The organism is Allobosea sp. GW821-FHT03A12 (assembly GCF_058986765.1).
Window position 1 is genome coordinate 378,119 of sequence record NZ_JBYSVZ010000004.1, and the last position, 16,524, is coordinate 394,642.

The 16,524-nt window shown below is 66.7% G+C and carries 19 protein-coding genes; 13 read left to right on the plus strand and 6 right to left on the minus strand.

All coding sequences use genetic code 11. The annotated features are described in order from the left end of the window. Positions 1–127: 127 nt before the first annotated feature. The gene (locus AC3WLC_RS16045; RefSeq protein WP_493684920.1) at positions 128–520 is read left to right on the plus strand and encodes a hypothetical protein; all 393 of its coding nucleotides are present in this window, start codon (positions 128–130) and stop codon (positions 518–520) included. Here the strand turns inward: AC3WLC_RS16045 and ruvX are convergent. Together ruvX and AC3WLC_RS16055 are read right to left on the minus strand one after the other, a co-directional pair. Continuing rightward, entirely contained in the window at positions 510–1,019 is a 510-nt protein-coding gene (gene ruvX, locus AC3WLC_RS16050; protein ID WP_493684921.1) for a Holliday junction resolvase RuvX, read from the minus strand. The two genes, AC3WLC_RS16045 and ruvX, sit on opposite strands and share 11 nt — an antisense overlap. A gap of 51 nt (positions 1,020–1,070) precedes the next feature. Beyond that, positions 1,071–2,048 carry a tripartite tricarboxylate transporter substrate-binding protein gene (locus AC3WLC_RS16055; RefSeq protein ID WP_493684922.1) on the minus strand — a complete coding sequence of 326 codons (978 nt, stop codon included), beginning with the start codon at positions 2,046–2,048 and terminating at the stop codon, positions 1,071–1,073. Between the two features lie 15 nt (positions 2,049–2,063). Here AC3WLC_RS16055 and AC3WLC_RS16060 point away from each other — a divergent pair, with 15 nt between their 5' ends. Further along, positions 2,064–2,240 (plus strand): hypothetical protein, encoded by a 177-nt coding sequence (locus AC3WLC_RS16060; protein ID WP_493684923.1) that lies wholly within the window; start codon positions 2,064–2,066, stop codon positions 2,238–2,240. A gap of 12 nt (positions 2,241–2,252) precedes the next feature. Here the strand turns inward: AC3WLC_RS16060 and AC3WLC_RS16065 are convergent, their stop codons facing one another. Continuing rightward, positions 2,253–3,011, minus strand: a complete 759-nt coding sequence (locus tag AC3WLC_RS16065; RefSeq protein ID WP_493684924.1) for a GntR family transcriptional regulator — start codon at positions 3,009–3,011, stop codon at positions 2,253–2,255. 103 nt (positions 3,012–3,114) lie between these two features. On the opposite strand from AC3WLC_RS16065, the gene AC3WLC_RS16070 reads away from it, so the two are divergent. The 6 genes from AC3WLC_RS16070 (at position 3,115) to AC3WLC_RS16095 (ending at position 8,327) form a co-directional block, all read left to right on the plus strand. Further along, a complete protein-coding gene (locus AC3WLC_RS16070; RefSeq protein WP_326873770.1) occupies positions 3,115–3,402 on the plus strand; it encodes a UxaA family hydrolase in 288 nt (95 codons plus the stop codon). A gap of 201 nt (positions 3,403–3,603) precedes the next feature. Beyond that, positions 3,604–4,755 carry a UxaA family hydrolase gene (locus tag AC3WLC_RS16075; protein WP_346360159.1) on the plus strand — a complete coding sequence of 384 codons (1,152 nt, stop codon included), beginning with the start codon at positions 3,604–3,606 and terminating at the stop codon, positions 4,753–4,755. A gap of 7 nt (positions 4,756–4,762) precedes the next feature. After that, positions 4,763–5,359, plus strand: coding sequence for a GNAT family N-acetyltransferase (locus AC3WLC_RS16080; RefSeq protein WP_493684925.1), 597 nt, complete (start codon positions 4,763–4,765; stop codon positions 5,357–5,359). Beyond that, entirely contained in the window at positions 5,359–6,411 is a 1,053-nt protein-coding gene (locus AC3WLC_RS16085; RefSeq protein WP_493684926.1) for a YeiH family protein, read from the plus strand. Before AC3WLC_RS16080 ends, AC3WLC_RS16085 begins: the two co-directional genes overlap by 1 nt. Before the next feature lie 24 nt (positions 6,412–6,435). Continuing rightward, a complete protein-coding gene (locus AC3WLC_RS16090; protein ID WP_493684927.1) occupies positions 6,436–7,365 on the plus strand; it encodes a hydroxyacid dehydrogenase in 930 nt (309 codons plus the stop codon). Further along, entirely contained in the window at positions 7,362–8,327 is a 966-nt protein-coding gene (locus tag AC3WLC_RS16095) for an Ldh family oxidoreductase (protein WP_493684928.1), read from the plus strand. The genes AC3WLC_RS16090 and AC3WLC_RS16095 overlap by 4 nt, the downstream gene beginning before the upstream one ends. A gap of 112 nt (positions 8,328–8,439) precedes the next feature. Here the strand turns inward: AC3WLC_RS16095 and ade are convergent, their stop codons facing one another. After that, positions 8,440–10,140 carry an adenine deaminase gene (ade, locus tag AC3WLC_RS16100; protein WP_493684929.1) on the minus strand — a complete coding sequence of 567 codons (1,701 nt, stop codon included), beginning with the start codon at positions 10,138–10,140 and terminating at the stop codon, positions 8,440–8,442. Positions 10,141–10,226: 86 nt separating this feature from the next. Here ade and AC3WLC_RS16105 point away from each other — a divergent pair, with 86 nt between their 5' ends. From AC3WLC_RS16105 to AC3WLC_RS16120, 4 genes are all read left to right on the plus strand, one after another. After that, positions 10,227–10,925, plus strand: coding sequence for a metal-dependent hydrolase (locus AC3WLC_RS16105; protein WP_493684930.1), 699 nt, complete (start codon positions 10,227–10,229; stop codon positions 10,923–10,925). Between the two features lie 292 nt (positions 10,926–11,217). Next, positions 11,218–11,505 carry an Asp-tRNA(Asn)/Glu-tRNA(Gln) amidotransferase subunit GatC gene (gatC, locus tag AC3WLC_RS16110; protein WP_137880711.1) on the plus strand — a complete coding sequence of 96 codons (288 nt, stop codon included), beginning with the start codon at positions 11,218–11,220 and terminating at the stop codon, positions 11,503–11,505. 60 nt (positions 11,506–11,565) lie between these two features. Continuing rightward, on the plus strand, positions 11,566–13,080 hold the full coding sequence (gene gatA / locus AC3WLC_RS16115; RefSeq protein ID WP_493684931.1) for an Asp-tRNA(Asn)/Glu-tRNA(Gln) amidotransferase subunit GatA: 1,515 nt from the start codon (positions 11,566–11,568) through the stop codon (positions 13,078–13,080). A 99-nt stretch (positions 13,081–13,179) separates the two neighbouring features. After that, positions 13,180–14,067: a PhzF family phenazine biosynthesis protein gene (locus AC3WLC_RS16120; protein ID WP_493684932.1), complete on the plus strand. Its 888-nt coding sequence runs from the start codon at positions 13,180–13,182 to the stop codon at positions 14,065–14,067. A 122-nt stretch (positions 14,068–14,189) separates the two neighbouring features. Here AC3WLC_RS16120 and AC3WLC_RS16125 read toward each other — a convergent pair whose 3' ends face one another. Together AC3WLC_RS16125 and AC3WLC_RS16130 are read right to left on the minus strand one after the other, a co-directional pair. Further along, positions 14,190–14,549, minus strand: coding sequence for an MmcQ/YjbR family DNA-binding protein (locus AC3WLC_RS16125; protein ID WP_493684933.1), 360 nt, complete (start codon positions 14,547–14,549; stop codon positions 14,190–14,192). A gap of 102 nt (positions 14,550–14,651) precedes the next feature. After that, on the minus strand, positions 14,652–14,849 hold the full coding sequence (locus tag AC3WLC_RS16130) for a DUF1127 domain-containing protein (protein ID WP_493684934.1): 198 nt from the start codon (positions 14,847–14,849) through the stop codon (positions 14,652–14,654). A gap of 136 nt (positions 14,850–14,985) precedes the next feature. Here AC3WLC_RS16130 and AC3WLC_RS16135 point away from each other — a divergent pair, with 136 nt between their 5' ends. Continuing rightward, complete coding sequence (locus AC3WLC_RS16135; RefSeq protein WP_493684935.1) at positions 14,986–16,494, plus strand: winged helix-turn-helix domain-containing tetratricopeptide repeat protein; 1,509 nt, start codon at positions 14,986–14,988, stop codon at positions 16,492–16,494. The last annotated feature ends 30 nt before the right edge of the window (positions 16,495–16,524 follow it).

A 16,524-nucleotide genomic window follows, 5' to 3' on the forward strand; every position in this document is an offset into this window, starting at 1 on the left:
ATCAATTCTGAACGCCTGCCGCCTAGGCTTAGAAGGGTCGCTTCCGTCGCATGACGGGAGTGGCCCTTTTCACGGCGTATGGGAACTCGCGGTTCCGCTCCCGGAGCCGTCGCCTTGGAGAAAGACGATGAAATCCTCGCTCAAGACGCTGCTGTCCGGTTGCGCTGCGGCCGCCCTGGCGGTGCTCTGCTCCGGTGCGGCGATGGCCCAGTACTATTCCGATGACGGTTATGGCCGCCGCCGTGGCTATGACGCAGGCTCTGACCGAGGCTACGACCGGGGCTACGATCAGGGCCGGCGTGACCGGGGCTATGGTCGCGACGACCGTGGTTATGGGCGTGATGACCGTAGTTATGGACGCGACGACCGGCGCTATGGCCAGGACGGTGGCGGCTATCGGCGCGGCCCCAATCCCAGCAACCCGATGGCGGGCATGAGCATCGACGATCAGAAGCGCGCGATCAAGAACCATCGCGACGCGCAGAAGAAGGCGATCAAGCGCGGCTACGTCATTCCGTAGCCCAGCCATCCTCCGGCTCGCCCCCGTCCGATCCGAGACGGGCGAGCCGGTCGAGCGCGCCCTGCAGGATATAGGCGGCGGCCATCTTGTCGACGACGGCCGCGCGCCGGGCGCGCGAGGCATCGGCGTCGAGCAGGGTACGGGTGACGGCAAGCGTCGACATCCGCTCGTCCCAGAACACGATCGGCAGCGCCGTCAGCGGCGCGAGATTGCGCACGAAGGCGCGGGTCGACTGGACCCGCGGACCCTCCGTTCCGTCCATATTGAGCGGCAGGCCGATCACCAGACCGGCGATCGCATGCTTCTCCGCCACCTTCAGCAGCGCCGCAGCATCCTGGCGGAACTTGATGCGCTGGATCGTCTCCAGCGGCGTCGCGATCCGGCGTTCGACATCGGACAAAGCGAGCCCGATCGTCTTGGTGCCAAGGTCCAGCCCGAGCAGGCGTGCGTGCTCGGGCAGGGCGAGGAACTGGTCGAGGTCGACGAGATTGGTGGCCATCCGTGGCCGGTAGCACGGGCCGCCCGTAGAGGCGAGCGGCCCAGCCCAGGTCTAGTTGGCGTTCTGCGGCGTCAACCCGGCAGCCTTCAGCGCCGTTCCCCATTTGGCAACTTCGGCGGCAAAGCGCTTGGCATGGGCCTCACGCGTCCATTCGGCGCTCGGGAAGGCGCTGGTGCCGACCGACTTGAAGCGCTCGAGCACGGTCGGGTCCTTCAACGCCGCTTGCAGCGCGCCGTTGAGCTTGTCGAGCGCTGCGGCCGGTGTGCCCTTCGGCGCGTAAAGCCCGTGCCAGATCGTCATGTCGATCTCGGTGCCGGCTTCGCGCGAGGTCGGAACGTTCGGCAGCACGCCGAGGCGCTCCGGCGAGGTCACGGCATAGGCGCGGATCTTGTCGGACTGGATCTGCGGCACCGCCGTGGTCGACTGGTCGCAGAGCACGTCGACCTGCCCGCCGACGAGGTCGTTCATCGCCGGCCCCGTGCCGCGATAGGCGACCTGGGCGAGCTTGACGCCCAGTGCCTGTGAGATCAGCACGGCGCACAGATGCGCGTTCGAGCCGACGCCGGCATGGGCGACGGTGAGCTTCTCGGCCTGCTGCTTGGCGTAGGGGAAGAAGGCCTTGCCGTCGACCGGAGGCAAAGCGAGCTTGCCGGCGATGACCATCGGCCCGGTGTTGACGAGGCCGACCGGTGCGAAGGCGGTCTGCGTGTCGTAGCCGAGATTGGCGTAGAGCGCCGGCGCCGCGGCGAGGGCGAGGTGGTGGATCAGCAGGGTGTGCCCGTCCGGATCGGCCGCGACGAGGCGCTTGGCGCCGGCCGTGCCGCCGGCACCGGCGATGTTCTCGACAATGACCTGCTGGCCGAGCGTGCGGCCCATATGCTCGCCGAGCAGGCGAGCGATCACATCGCTGGGGCCGCCGGCGGCGAAAGGCACGATCAGGGTGATCGGTTTGGTCGGGAAGCTTTGCGCCGGGGCAGCTGTGCCTAGTCCAAGCAGGGCCAAGCCTGCCAGGGCGCCGCGGCGCGTCATGAGGAATCTGCGGACATGCGCGATCATTCGTTTCCTCCAATAGGGCGGCCGCTCTGCGTCGGCTTGGTCGAAATCTCGTGGTTCTTGGTCATCGAGCGTGGCTCGCTCGATTTCGAGCGAAACTTTAAGAAGATTCGACAACAAACTGATGTTGCGCCGATAGCGATGATTGGCGCTTCAACGAACTGGTGATCCGGAGACGGCTCAGCGCAGATCTGAGAGGTAGTGAACCTCCTGGGTCAGGCACAGGCTGAGCCGGCGCTCGACGGGCGTGCCGTCGAGCGACAGGGCGATGCGATCGATCTGCAGGGCCGGCTCGCCGGCAGCAGCTCCAAGCGCGGCGGCATCTTCCGGGGAGAGCGCCACTGCCTTCAGCCGTTCGCGCGCATTGGCGATGGTGATGCCATAATGGCCGGCATAGAGGCTGTAGAGATTGTTCGGGATCGGCCCGTTCTCCAGCCCCGGGAAGAGCTGCTGCGGAAGGCTGAGCGTCTCGACGATCAGGGGAGCGCCATCGAAGGCGCGCTGCCGGCGGATGCGGATGACGGCGGTATCCTCGGCGAGGTCGAGTGCTGCGCGCTCGGCCTCGTCCGCGAGGGCGGTTGTCACCGAAAGCACGACGCTGTCTGGAAAACGCGGTTCGCCCTGGTCCGGCGCCAGCTTGAAGAACTGGAACAGGATGCGGCGCTCGTCATGCTCGGCGACGAAGGTGCCGCGGCCCTGGCGCCGCACCACGAGGTTCTCGGCGGCGAGCTCGTCGAGCGCCTTGCGCACCGTGCCCTGGCTGACGCCGATCTCGGCGGCGAGCTGGCCCTCGCTCGGCAAAATCGCGCCGGGCGCCCAGACGCCATCCATGAGCCTGCGCACGAAGATCGCCTTCACCTGCCGGTAGAGCGGCCGGAAGCCCAGCGTCTCCGGCGTATCGGGCTCGCGGGACTGCCCTGCGATTTCGAGCTTGTGCACACTCATATGTCTTATATAAGACTTGAGCGCAGCCGCGTCGAGCCCGATTTCACGAATTGGGTCACGGCGTGAAGATCACGGGAAACGGTCAGGGATATCAGCCATGAGCAAGCCGCATCTGCTGGTGCACGAGAAGAAGGACACGGTCGGTGTCGTCGTCGTCGAGGGCCTGAAGGCTGGGACCGACATGCTCTGTGTCGTCACCCACGACAATTCTGACTTCCGCCTCGCCGCCAAGATGGACATCCCGATCGGCCACAAGGTCGCGCTCAAGGACATCAAGAAGGGCGATACGATCTGGAAATACGGCCAGGACATCGGCAAGGCCATCGCCGACGTCGGCAAGGGCGAGCATCTCCACGTCCACAATGCCAAGACCAAGCGCTGGTGAGCGCCGGTCTTAGCCCATTCCGATCCCAGGGCTCCCGCTAGGTCGAGCCCCAACATCCAGGAAACGCCAATGTCCTCCATCGTCGCCAATTTCGACCTCGTCAAAGGCAAGCTCGCCCGGGTGAAGGGCCGCAAGATCGAGGCCCCCGAGTTCAAGACGCCCTTCGTCAAGCGCCCAACCGGCCGCAGCCTCGATTCCTTCATGGGCTGGCGCCGCGAGAATGGCCGCGTCGGCGTGCGCAACCATGTGCTGCTGCTGCCGCTCGACGATCTCTCCAACGCCGCCTGCGAGGCCGTCGCCAACAACATCAAGGGCACGCTCGCCATCCCGCATGCCTATGGCCGCCTGCAGTTCGGCGAGGATCTGGAAGTCCATTTCCGCACCTTGATCGGCACCGGCTCGAACCCGAACGTTGCCGCCGTCATCGTCATCGGCATCGAGGACGGCTGGACCAAGCGCGTCGTCGACGGCATCGCCAAGACCGGCAAGCCGGTGGTCGGCTTCGGCATCGAGGGTCATGGCGACATCGCCACCATCGCCAAGGCCTCCTATGTCGCCAAGGAGTTCGTGCAGTGGGCGACAGAGCTGCAGCGCGTAAAGTGCGGCATCGAGGAGCTCTGGGTCTCGACCAAATGCGGTGAATCGGACACCACCACGGGCCTGTCCTCCTGCCCGACCGTCGGCAACATGTACGACAAGTGGATCCCGCGCGGCGTCTACGGCGTCTTCGGCGAGACCTCGGAGATCACCGGCGCCGAACATCTCTGCAAGGCGCGCGCCGCGACCCCGGAGGTCGGCGAGCGCTGGTACAAGATGTGGAAGGCCTATCAGGACGACGTCATCGAGGCCCACAAGACCGACGACCTCTCCGATTCGCAGCCGACCAAGGGCAATATCGCCGGCGGCCTGACCACGATCGAGGAGAAAGCGCTCGGCAACCTCGAGAAGATCGGCCGCGAGTGCAAGTTCATCGACATCCTCGAGCCGGCGCAGGCGCCGGAGAAGGGTCCGGGCCTCTACTACATGGACACCTCGTCGGCCGCCGCCGAATGCGTGACCCTGATGGCGGCTGGCGGCTATGTCGTGCACACCTTCCCGACCGGGCAGGGCAACGTCATCGGCAACCCGATCGTCCCGGTCATCAAGATCACCGGCAACCCGAAGACGATGCGCACCATGCCCGAGCACATCGACGTCGACGTCTCCGGTATCCTGCGCCGTGACCTGACCATCCCGCAGGCCGGCGACGCGCTGATCGAGAACATCGTGCGTACCGCGAATGGCCGCCTCACAGCTGCCGAAGCGCTCGGCCATCGCGAGTTCTCGATGACCAAGCTATACCGCAGCGCCTAGAGCACTGATGACCACCGCAACGCAGCATCGCGACGGAAGGGAGGCGCGGGTCGGCCTGCGCCGGCCTTCGCGCGCGCTGCTGCCGGCCTATTCTGCGGCGCTCCGCGCTGGCTGGTCGCCGAACAATTCGCGCGACGTCAGCGACGAATACCTCGTCCGGATCGAGGAGGATCCGGACGAGTTCATTGCCTGGCTGCTTCGGCCGGGCGAGATGATCCGATTGCCCGATGGGCTCGAGGTCAGGCGTTTGCCGGATCGCTTGCGCTGGATCGTCGCGCTCGACCAGCCGGGCGAGCCGCTGGTCGGCTCGATCAGTCTGCGCTGGCAGGAGGGCACGGCCGCATTGCCGGAGCATGTGCTGGGACATATCGGCTATACGCTGTTGCCGGCGCATCGTGGCCGCGGCTATGGCACGCACGCGCTGGCCTTGATTCTCGATGAAGCGCGCGATGTCGGCCTGACGCAGGTCGAGATCACTTGCGATCCCGACAATCATGCTTCGCGTCGGGTCATCGAGAAGAATGGCGGCGTCTTCGTCGAATCCTTCGTCAACCCGCGCTACGGCACCGAACCGCATCTGCGTTTCCTGATCAGGCTCGATTGATGGTGACACTCACGGAAGGGGCGAAGGGCGGCATGCTGGCGCGGCTCGCGCCGGGCATCGCCCTGTCAGCAGCGGTGGCGATCGCCTCCGTCCTGGCCGAGCCTGTGCTGAAGCAGCTCGCCGGCGGGCGCGTCGGCATCCCGGCCGTGGTGATTGCGCTGGTGATCGGCATGATCCTGCACCCGATCGCCAATACCAGGCGCTTCGAGCCGGGCATGACCTTCTGCGTCAAGAAGCTGCTGCGCTGGGCGATCGCACTGCTCGGCCTGCGCGTCGCGCTCGGCGACATCGCCGCGCTCGGCCTCGGTACGGCTCTGCTCGTCGTCGTCTCCATGGTCGTGACCGTCGTCACCGGCTTCGTGCTGGCGCGGCTGCTCGGCCGTGAGCCCGGCGTCGGGGCGCTGGGCGGCGTCGCCACCGCCGTCTGCGGCGCCTCGGCCGCGCTCGCCACGGCAACGGTGGTGCCCGATTATCGCAACAAGGCCGCCGACACCGCCTTCACCGTGATCGCGATGAACGTGCTCGCCACGGTCGCGATGCTGGCCTATCCGCTGCTTTGCGTCTGGCTCGGGCTCTCGCAGCAGCAGACCGGCGTCATGCTCGGCGCGACCATCCATGACGTCGCCCAGGTCGTCGGCGCCGGCCAGGCGGTCTCGGACGAGGCCGCGAACGCGGCTGTCATCGTCAAGCTGTTCCGGGTCTTCCTGCTGCTGCCCGCGGTGCTGATCGTCGGCTGGTGGCTGACCCGCCATGGCGAGACCCATGGCGATGCCAAGGTGCCGGTCCCCGTCTTCGCCTTCGTCTTCCTGATCATGTGCCTGATCAACAGCGTGCTGAGCACACAGGCAGGGCTCGCCAGCATCTACCTGCCGATCCGCGACATCCTGCTCGAAATCTCGCGCTGGGGCCTGCTGATCGCGATCGCGGCGCTCGGCCTCGGCACTTCGATCGCGGCGATGGCCCGGCTCGGCTGGCGCCATCTCGCCGTGGTCACCGGCACCAGCCTCGTCATTCTTATCGTCGCCACGGGCGGGATCATCCTGCTCGGCTGACTGGACCTCACAGTGGAAACAGCCATGACCGACATCGTCATCACCGAATTCATGGACGAGGCGGCGGTGGCGGCGCTGAAGGCGCGCTACAGCGTCCATCACGATCCCGATCTCTTCGGCAAGCCCGACGAGCTCGCGCGGCTGGTGATGGACATCCCGGCGCTGATCGTGCGCAACCAGACGCAGGTTCGCGGCGCGCTGCTGGCCGGTGCGAAGAACCTCAAGGTCGTCGGCCGGCTCGGCGTCGGGCTCGACAATATCGACATGGAGGCCTGCTCCGCCCGCGGCATCCAGGTCTTCCCGGCGACAGGCGCCAACAGCCTGTCGGTTGTCGAGTATGTGATCGGCACGGCGATGACGTTGCTGCGCGGCGCCTATTTCGCCAATGCTGCGATGATCGCCGGCGAGTTCCCGAAGACCAAGCTGATCGGTCGCGAGATCGCCGGCAAGCGCATGGGCCTGGTCGGCTTCGGCGCGATCGCCCGCGACGCGGCGCGTCACGCCAGGGCGCTCGGCATGACCGTTGCGGCTTATGACCCCTATGTCCCGGCTGGCGATGCCTGGCAGGGCATCGAGAAGCTCGAGCTTGACGCGCTGCTGTCGACCTCCGACGTGATCTCGATCCACCTGCCGCTGACGCCCGAAACGCGCGGACTGATCGGCGAGGCGGCGTTCGCCAAGATGAAGCCCGACGCCATCCTGATCAACGCCGCACGCGGCGGCATCATGGACGAGGCGGCGCTGGTCGCAGCATTGAAGGGCGGCCGCCTTGGCGGAGCGGCGCTCGACGTCTTCGAGCAGGAGCCGCTCAAGGCCGACGGCGCCAAGATATTCGCCGGCACGCCCAATCTGATCCTGACGCCGCATATCGCCGGCAATACGGTGGAATCGAACGGCCGCGTCTCCGGCCTCGTCGCCGAGCGGGTCATGGCCGCGCTGGAGGGCAGGTCATGACGAAGCTCTCGCTGGAAGCGGCCGAGCAGAAGGTCGCGGATCTCTTCATCGAAGCCGGCGCCTCGCCAGCCAATGCGGCGTCCGTCGCGCTGGCGCTGGTCATGGCCGAGGCGGACGGGCTCAAGGGCCACGGCCTGTCGCGCGTCCCGACCTACATCTCCATGCTGCGCGCTGGCAAGATCGACGGCCAGGCCGTGCCGATCGCGCGCCAGCCCAAGCCCGGCGTGCTGGCGATCGACGCCGCCCATGGCTTCGCCTATCCGGCGATCGACCTCGCCGTGATCGAACTGCCCGAAATCGCCCGCAAGCAGGGCATTGCCGCCGCGCCGATCCGTCGCTCCAACCATTGCGGCGCCGCCGGCCTGCATGTCGAGCGGCTGGCGGAGCAGGGGCTCGTCGCGCTGCTCTTCGCCAACACGCCCGGTGCGATGGCGCCCTGGGGCGGCGCCAAGCCGGTCTTCGGCACCAATCCGATCGCCTTCGCCGCGCCTCTGGCTGGCCGGGAGCCGCTGGTGATCGACATGGCCCTGTCCAAGGTGGCGCGCGGCCCGATCGTCGCCGCCAGGCAGAAGGGCGAGCCAATCCCCGAGGGCTGGGCGCTCGACGCCGCCGGCAGGCCGACCACCGACCCGGCCGCGGCGATCGCCGGCACCATGGTCCCGCTCGGCGACGCCAAGGGCGCGACGCTGGCCATGATGGTCGAGATCCTCGCCGCGGCGCTGGTCGGAACGCACTTCGCCTTCCAAGCCTCGTCCTTCCTCGACGACCAGGGCGGGCCGCCCGACACCGGACAGCTCATCCTCGCCATCGAGCCGGCCAGCATGGGCGGCAACTGGTTCGCCGAGCGCATGAAGCTGCTGACCCATGCGATCGAGGAGCAGCCGGGCACGCGCCTGCCGGGCATGCGGCGCTATGGGCTGCGGGCCAAGGCGCGGGCGGAGGGAATCGAGGTCAGTCTCTGAAAAAGGCGCGTCATGCTCGGGCTTCGCCCGAGCATCTCAGGCCGGAAGAGGCGCCAGTCAGCGCGATCTCGTTACGAGATTCTCGGGTCAAGCCCGAGAATGACGGCGCAGCTCAAACGAAATCGAATCGATCAACATCGACAAGGCCTTTGTCGGTGATCTTGAGATGCGGGATCACCGGCAGGGTCAGGAAGGCGACCTGCAGGAAGGGTTCGGCCAGCACGACGCCGAGCGCCTTTGCCGCTGCGCGCAGGCCTTCCAGCCCGTGCCGCACCGTCTCGAAGGGCTGGTCGCTCATCAGCCCGGCGACGGGCAGCGCCAGCTCGGCCACGACCTTGCCGCCATCGGCCACTGCGAAGCCGCCACCGATCTCGATCAGCCGGTTGGCCGCCGCCGCCATCGAGGCCTCGTCGACGCCGACGACGCAGAGATTATGGCTATCATGGCCGACCGAGGAGGCGATGGCGCCGTGCTTCATGCCGAAGCCATGGACGAAGCCTGAAGCGGTGCCACCATTGCGGCCATGGCGCTCGATCACCGTGACCTTGACGGCGTCCTGGTCGAGATCGGGCAAGGCGAGGCCGTCTTTCGCCGGCAGGCGCATCGAAAGGCGCTCGGTGATGATCCGGCCCGGCACGACGCCGATCACCGGCGTCTCGCCGTCGCGCGCCTTCACCGCAAAATCCTCCGGCGCGAGCTTGCGGCTGCGAACGCTGGCGAGGCCCACGGGCGGGACCGCCTTCCGGCCTTCGAATAGCTCGCCCTCGACCAGCCTGCCGCCAGCGAAAACCTGCTTGACGCGGCAAGCGGCGAGATCGTCGACCAGCACGATGTCGGCGCGCTTGCCGGGGCCGATGAAGCCGCGATCGAACAGGCCGAAATTCCGCGCCGCCGACAGGCTCGCAATGCGATAGGTCGCCAGGATGTCGGCACCATGCGCGATCGCGGTGCGGATCATGTAGTCGAGATGACCTTCCTCGGCGATGTCGAGCGGGTTGCGGTCGTCGGTGCAGAAGGCGAGGAAGGGCGAGGTGTCGCGGCTGATCAGCGGGATCAGCGCGTGCAGATCCTTTGAGACCGAGCCCTCGCGGATCAGGATCGCCATGCCCTTGGCGAGCTTTTCACGGGCCTCGTCGGCGGTCGTGGTCTCGTGATCGGTGCGGATGCCGGCGGAGAGATAGCCGTTGAGGTCGAGCCCGCGCACCAGCGGCGCATGGCCGTCGATATGCCGGTGTGAGAACGCCTCCAGCTTGGCGAGGCAGCCGGGATCGCGATGCAGCACGCCGGGGAAGTTCATGAACTCGGCGAGCCCGATCACCTTGGGATGGTCCATGAACGGGGTGAGGTCGCCAGCCTCCAGCGCCGCACCAGCCGTCTCCAGATGTGTCGCCGGCACGCAGCTCGAGAGCTGCACGCGCAAATCCATGCGCATGGCCTCGGCGCAGTCGAGGAAATAGCGGATGCCTTCCGCGCCGAGCACATTGGAAATCTCGTGCGGATCGCAGATCGCGGTGGTGACGCCATGCGGCAGCACGCAGCGCTCGAATTCGAGCGGCGTCACCAGCGAGGATTCGACATGCAGATGCGTGTCGATGAAGCCAGGAACTGCGATCAGGCCGGAGGCATCGAAGCTCGCCTTGCCCTCATAGCGGCCGTAGGTGCCGACGATCGTGTCGCCGCAGAGCGCGATGTCCGTTTCGATCAGGTCACCCGAGACGAGATCGAACAGCTGCGCGCCGCGGATGACGAGATCGGCCGGCTCATCGCCGCGTCCTTGCGCAATCCGGCGGGCGAGGGTGGCTGCATCGGTCATGAGAGAGTGCTCCGGGTTCGGGCCGGCTTGGCTACGCCATCTCGCCGGCCTAGACAGGCGCTGTCCAGCCTTTCGCGGAGACCATCATGCAGCTCACCTGGTTTGGCCATTCGGCGTTTCGGCTCGACCTGCCCGGCGCCTCGGTCCTGATCGACCCGTTCTTCACCGGCAACCCCGCCTTCGAGGGCGACGCTGCCGCCGCAAGCAAGGGCGTCAGTCATATCGTCGTCACTCACGGCCATGGCGACCATGTCGGCGATACGCTCGCGATCGCCGCGGCGAACGACGCCACGGTGATCACCAATTATGATCTCTGCATGCACCTTGCCTCGAAGGGGCTGAAGAAGTTCCAGCCGATGAACACCGGCGGCACCGTCGATCTCGGAGCCTTCTCGGTGACGCTCGTCCGGGCCGACCATTCGGCCGGCATGGGCGAAGCGGGCGTGGCCGTCCCCGTCGGCAACGCCAATGGCGCGATCATCAAGGCGTCGGGCGAGAAGACGCTCTGGCACATGGGCGACACCGACATCTTCTCCGACATGGCCCTGCTCGCCGAGATCCACGGCGTCGAAGCCTGCATCTGTCCGATCGGCGACCGCTTCACCATGGGTGCCAGGACGGCAGCGCTGGCGATGACCCGCTTCGTCAAGCCGAAGCTCGCGATTCCCTGCCATTACGGCTCCTTCCCGATCATCGCCCAGGATGCGGCGGTCTTCGTCGATGGGCTGAAGGGCAGCGGCGTCGAGGTGCTGGTGCCGGAGAAGGGCAAGGCGGCGACGATCTGAAAGATTGCGAAGGTCGGGCAGCAAGGCGCGGGGAACCCTCTCCTGGAAGGAGAGGGCAGGGTGAGGTGTAGGCCGTTTGACCAGTTGCGCGACCGCCCACCGCGCGATCGGGTTCAAGCTCACGTTTTCGGTCCGAACACCTCACCCCTACCCCTCTCCTTCCAGGAGAGGGGTTCCGGCGCTCGATTTGAAAGGTTGAGGTCCGGCTTGTTGCGGCTGGCTTGCCGGCACCTTATAGCCGCTGATTACAAATCGTACCCAACGACGCCCGCGAAGTTTCAGGAGCCCGCCCATGTCGGTCGACGCCGCCACCGTCAAACGCGTCGCGCATCTCTCGCGCATCGCCGTCGATGATGCGGATGTGCCGAAGCTGCAAGGCGAGCTCAACGCCATCCTCGGCTTCGTCGAGCAGCTCAACGAGGTCGACGTCTCTGGCGTCGAGCCGATGACCTCGGTCACACCTATGGTGATGAAGAAGCGCCAGGACGTGGTGAACGACGGGGAGATCGCCGACGAGATCGTCGCGAACGCGCCGGCCTCCGAGGACGATTATTTCATGGTGCCGAAGGTGATCGAATGAGCGCTTGACGCGCTCCACTCACCCTCATTGCCGTTCCTGTACGTTTTACGGATATTCCCCGTGACCGATCTCACCCGCCTGACCCTGACCGAGGCCCGCGAAGGGCTGATGGCCAAGCAGTTCTCCGCCACCGAGCTCGCCAAAGCTCATATTGCTGCCATTGAGCAGGCGCGGGCGCTCAACGCCTATGTGCTGGAGACGCCGGAGCACGCGCTGAAGCAGGCCGCCGCCTCTGACGATAAGCTCGCCAGGGGAGAGGCCGGCCCGCTCGAAGGCCTGCCGCTCGGCATCAAGGATCTGTTCGCGACCGAAGGCGTGCGCACCACGGCCTGCTCGCGCATCCTCGGCAATTTCGTACCGCCCTATGAATCGACCGTCTCGTCGCAGCTCTGGCGCGACGGCGCCGTCATGCTCGGCAAGCTCAACAATGACGAGTTCGCCATGGGCTCGTCGAACGAGACCTCGGCCTTCGGGCCGGTGGTCAACCCCTGGCGTCGCCAGGGCTCCAATGTCGGGGCAGGGGCCGCCGGCGCGATCGAAGGCAATCATCTCGTGCCGGGTGGCTCCTCCGGCGGCTCGGCCGCAGCCGTCGCCGCGCATCTCTGCCTCGCCGCGACCGCGACCGATACCGGCGGCTCGATCCGCCAGCCGGCCGCCTTCACCGGCACGGTCGGTATCAAGCCGACCTATGGCCGCTGCTCGCGCTGGGGCGTCGTCGCCTTCGCCTCCTCGCTCGACCAGGCTGGGCCGATCGGCAAGACGGTGCGCGACTGCGCCGTGATGCTGCGTTCCATGGCCGGGCACGACCCGAAGGACACCACTTCGGTGGACAGGGCTGTCCCGGACTACGAGGCCTCCGTCGGCCGATCGGTGAAAGGCATGCGCATCGGCATTCCCAAGGAGTACCGGCTGGAAGGCCTCAATCCCGAGATCGACGCGCTCTGGCAGCAGGGCATCGACTGGCTGAGGGCCGCCGGCGCCGAGATCGTCGAGATTTCGCTGCCGCACTCGAAATACGCGCTGCCGGCCTATTACATCGTCGCGCCCGCTGAGGCCTCCTCCAACCTCGCTCGCTATGACGGCGTCCGCTACGGCCTGCGCGAGCAGGGCCGCGACATCATCGAGATGTATGAGAAGACCCGTGCCGCCGGCTTCGGCGCCGAGGTCAAGCGCCGCATCATGATCGGCACCTATGTGCTGTCCTCGGGCTATTACGACGCCTATTACCTGCGCGCCCAGAAGGTGCGCACGCTGATCAAGCGCGATTTCGAGCAGGTCTACGACCAGGGCATCGATGCGGTGCTGACCCCGGCGACGCCGTCTTCCGCCTTCGGCATCGGCGAGAAGGGCTCGTCCGACCCGGTCGAGATGTATCTCAACGACGTTTTCACGGTGACGGTGAACATGGCCGGCCTGCCGGGCATCGCCGTGCCTGCCGGGCTCGACAGCCAGGGTCTGCCGCTCGGCCTGCAGCTGATCGGCCGGCCCTTCGACGAGGAGACGCTGTTCTCGCTCGGGCAGGTGATCGAGGAGGCCGCCGGCCGCTTCCCGGTCGGCGAGCGCTGGTGGGCCTGAAACCCGTCAGCGCGTGATCGGTCGCATTCCGAATCCTGATTTCCCGGACGCGGCACCGGGTGGCAGTCTCCGCGCCTGATCAGGCAGCCGGAGACCGCCATGCCGACCTATCCGTTCGAAACCGTCGACGTTTTCACCAACACCCGCTTCGGCGGCAACCAGCTCGCCGTCTTCACCGATGCGCGCGGCCTGTCGGATGCCGAGATGCAGGCGCTGGCGGCGGAGATGAACTACAGCGAGACGACCTTCGTGCTGCCGCCGAGCGATCCGGCCAACACGGCGCGCGTCCGGATCTTCCATCGCACCGCCGAGATGCCCTTCGCCGGCCATCCCAATGTCGGCACGGCTTGCGTGCTCGCCAGCCAGGGCCGCGACCGCGACGGCATCCTGCTGTTCGAGGAACTCGCGGGGCTTGTCGAGGTCCGGGTCGCGCGCGATGCAGCCGGGCTGGTGACGGGGGCGACCATCGCCGCGCCGCAGGCGCTCTCGCTCGGCATCCAGCTGCCGCCTGATACGATCGCCGCCTGCGCCGGGCTCTCCACACGGGATGTGCTCACCGGTCGCCATCCGCCGCAGCAGGCCTCGGTCGGCGTCAAGTTCGTGCTCGCCGAGGTCACGCCGGAGGCACTGACACGGGCGATGCCGGAGATCGCCCCCTATCGGCGGCTAGCCGAGGCCAACCCGGTGCTGGAAGGGCGCCTGTCGATCTTCTTCTATGCCTGGGACGGCGACAGGGTCCGCGCCCGCATGTTCGCCCCGCTCGCCGGCACCTGGGAGGATCCCGCGACCGGCAGCGCCAGCGCGACCCTGGCTGCTTTGACCTTGTCGCTTTCCGACAAGGACAGCGTGGCATTCGACATCACGCAGGGCGTCGAGATGGGCCGGCCGAGCCTGCTGAATGTCACGGCGCGGCGTGTCGATGGCGAGATCCGGGCGACGGTCGGCGGCGGTTGCGTGCCGGTGCTCAGGGGCGATGCAACGGTGTAAGAAACGCGCGTCATGCTCGGGCTTGACCCGAGCATCTCAGGCCGGAGGAAGCTCTGAATGGCGCCTTCTTATCATGAGATTCTCGGGCCTGCGCTTCGCTTCGCCCGAGAATGACGAGGTAGTCAGCTGAGCCCCAGCTCCACCCGAACCTTCCGCGTCAGCCCGGCCGCGACCAGCCGATGGCTCTCGCGCAGATAGTCGCGGAAGGCGTCGTCAGGCAGGCCCTCGTCGGAGAAGCGCTGGATCCACTTCATCCCGCGCGAGGCGAGATAGGGCGCCGGGCGACAGCCGGGCGCGTCGCGCAGCATCTCATAGGCCATCGGCGAGCATTTGAACGAGACGAACAGCGTCCCCTCGGCATCGTCGCGGCCGAGGGCGAAGACCTTGCCGCCGACCTTCCAGACATCGGCGCCGCCCCATTGCATAACATGGCTGGTCGCGGGCAGGGCGGCGCAGAAGGCATTGTATTCGGCGAGGGTCATGCTGTCCTGCTGTCGTGGGCCACTACGTCGCATCGATTGATAGCCCAAACGACACCGATTGGTGACGGGAGCCGACGCTTCGATCCACATCGTTGAAATCAGCTACGTCCGCCAGAACGGTTTGGCGATCTCGGTCTCGACCTGCTGTTTCGTCAGGCCGATATCCTTGAGCAGGTGCGGATTCTCCTGTGCCATTTGCGCCAATTTCCAGCGAGTGCGTATCCGCTCCTGCCAGATTGCCAGCAGGCTTTGCGGGACAGGCTCCGATGAGTCGGGCGCGAGAGTGGGAGTATCGTCCATGGCAACCTCCCTTGGTTCGGGGGGCGCTCTGCGCCCTGAGTGAAGGGAGGTTTTGTTCTGCTGGATGCAGGCAGTGCGGTCCTTAAGCCCGCCCGAAGAGTTCCAAAAACTTCCAAACGGGCTATGGATTTGGCCTATGCAGGGATCGCGCTTCGCCTTCGGCCCTTTCGTGCTCGATCCGAGTGCGGGAACGCTCCTTGAGAACGATGTGATTGTCAGCGCCAGCTATCGCGGCCTGAAGCTGCTCGGGGCGCTTGTGGCACGCTCCGGCGACATCCTGAGCAAGGCTGAATTGCTGGATGCAGGCTGGCCGGGACTGGCGGTCGAGGAAAGCAATCTCACCGTCCAGATCGCGCAATTGCGCAAGCTGCTCGGCACGCGTGCCGACGGCGGCGACTGGATCGCCACGATCCCGCGGGTCGGCTACCGCTTCGCGGGGGAGGTCGCGCAGCTCGGCCCTTCGCAGCGGAAGCCCTTGCCACTGCCGAGCAAGCCGTCGATCGCCGTGCTGCCCTTCGTCAATGTCAGCAACGATCCAGAGCAGGAGACGTTCGCGGACGGGCTGACCGAGGACCTGATCACCGACCTGTCGAGAACCGCTGAGCTGTTCGTCATCGCTCGCAATTCCGCCTTCGCCTACAAGGGCAAGGCAAGGGATGTGCGCGAGATCGCCGAGGAACTCGGCGTGCGCTACTTGCTGGAGGGAAGCGTCAGGCCCGCCGCCGGGCGGGTGCGCATCAACGCCCAGCTCATCGATGCATCGAGTGGCGACCATCTCTGGGCAGAACGCTTCGACCGCAGGCTAGACGATATCTTCGCCGTCCAGGATGAGGTGACAGCCCGGATCATCGAGGCCTTGCTTGGCCGACTGCGCACCCCGCCACCACGTCAGCGGCCGAAGAGCCTCGACGCCCATGATCTATGCGTCCGTGCGCGCCGGCTGATGGACGACACGCCGCAAGCGGCGCAGGAAGCGCATCTGCTGCTGACGCGCGCGGTCGCGCTCGATCCGGATTATGCCGATGCTTATCGCTGGCTCGCCTTGAATCACTGGATGGGCTGGGTGCATTCCGGTGGCCCGACAGAGGCGTCCCGCAGCATCGCTTTGGAACTCGCGCGCAAGGCCGTAGCGCTGGATCCCAACGACGCCGGCTGCCGCTGGGCGCTGGCCTATCTGCTCGCCTATGAGCGCAGTTTCGCCGAGGCGGACGTCGAATTCGCCAAGGCGCTCGCGCTCGATCCGAACGAGGCCGATGCCTGGGCGGCGCTCTCCGACATCACCGTTCTGGCCGGGCGGGTCGAGGAAGGCCTCGAGCACATCCGCAAGGCCTTCCGGCTGAATCCCTTTCCGGCAAGCTGGTATTATCTGCCGCTCGGCCAGGCGCTCTATGCGGCCGAGGAGTACGGGGCCGCAGTCGAGGCGCTGCGCCGTGACGAGACGCACCGGACGAGTTCGCGCCGTTTCCTGGCCGCGAGCCTTGCCCAGCTCGGCCAACTCGACGAGGCGCGTGCGGAGGCCGAGCTCTTTCTGGTCGGCAATCCGGATTTCAGCATCCGCCACTGGGCGACGATGGAGCCTTTCCGCGACGATGCCCTGCGCGAGCGCTTCGTCGACGGCTTTCGCAAGGCCGGCCTGCCGGAGTGAAGCGGCCCGACGCTGGTCATCGGGGCTAAG

Bases quoted from the DNA above. Each gene is read 5' to 3' on its own strand.
- AC3WLC_RS16045 (WP_493684920.1), top strand. From the start codon at position 128: ATGAAATCCTCGCTCAAGACGCTGCTGTCCGGTTGCGCTGCGGCCGCC.
- ruvX (WP_493684921.1), bottom strand. From the start codon at position 1,019: ATGGCCACCAATCTCGTCGACCTCGACCAGTTCCTCGCCCTGCCCGAG.
- AC3WLC_RS16055 (WP_493684922.1), bottom strand. From the start codon at position 2,048: ATGACGCGCCGCGGCGCCCTGGCAGGCTTGGCCCTGCTTGGACTAGGC.
- AC3WLC_RS16060 (WP_493684923.1), top strand. From the start codon at position 2,064: ATGCGCGATCATTCGTTTCCTCCAATAGGGCGGCCGCTCTGCGTCGGC.
- AC3WLC_RS16070 (WP_326873770.1), top strand. From the start codon at position 3,115: ATGAGCAAGCCGCATCTGCTGGTGCACGAGAAGAAGGACACGGTCGGT.
- AC3WLC_RS16075 (WP_346360159.1), top strand. From the start codon at position 3,604: ATGGGCTGGCGCCGCGAGAATGGCCGCGTCGGCGTGCGCAACCATGTG.
- AC3WLC_RS16080 (WP_493684925.1), top strand. From the start codon at position 4,763: ATGACCACCGCAACGCAGCATCGCGACGGAAGGGAGGCGCGGGTCGGC.
- AC3WLC_RS16085 (WP_493684926.1), top strand. From the start codon at position 5,359: ATGGTGACACTCACGGAAGGGGCGAAGGGCGGCATGCTGGCGCGGCTC.
- AC3WLC_RS16090 (WP_493684927.1), top strand. From the start codon at position 6,436: ATGACCGACATCGTCATCACCGAATTCATGGACGAGGCGGCGGTGGCG.
- AC3WLC_RS16095 (WP_493684928.1), top strand. From the start codon at position 7,362: ATGACGAAGCTCTCGCTGGAAGCGGCCGAGCAGAAGGTCGCGGATCTC.
- ade (WP_493684929.1), bottom strand. From the start codon at position 10,140: ATGACCGATGCAGCCACCCTCGCCCGCCGGATTGCGCAAGGACGCGGC.
- AC3WLC_RS16105 (WP_493684930.1), top strand. From the start codon at position 10,227: ATGCAGCTCACCTGGTTTGGCCATTCGGCGTTTCGGCTCGACCTGCCC.
- gatC (WP_137880711.1), top strand. From the start codon at position 11,218: ATGTCGGTCGACGCCGCCACCGTCAAACGCGTCGCGCATCTCTCGCGC.
- AC3WLC_RS16120 (WP_493684932.1), top strand. From the start codon at position 13,180: ATGCCGACCTATCCGTTCGAAACCGTCGACGTTTTCACCAACACCCGC.
- AC3WLC_RS16125 (WP_493684933.1), bottom strand. From the start codon at position 14,549: ATGACCCTCGCCGAATACAATGCCTTCTGCGCCGCCCTGCCCGCGACC.
- AC3WLC_RS16130 (WP_493684934.1), bottom strand. From the start codon at position 14,849: ATGGACGATACTCCCACTCTCGCGCCCGACTCATCGGAGCCTGTCCCG.
- AC3WLC_RS16135 (WP_493684935.1), top strand. From the start codon at position 14,986: ATGCAGGGATCGCGCTTCGCCTTCGGCCCTTTCGTGCTCGATCCGAGT.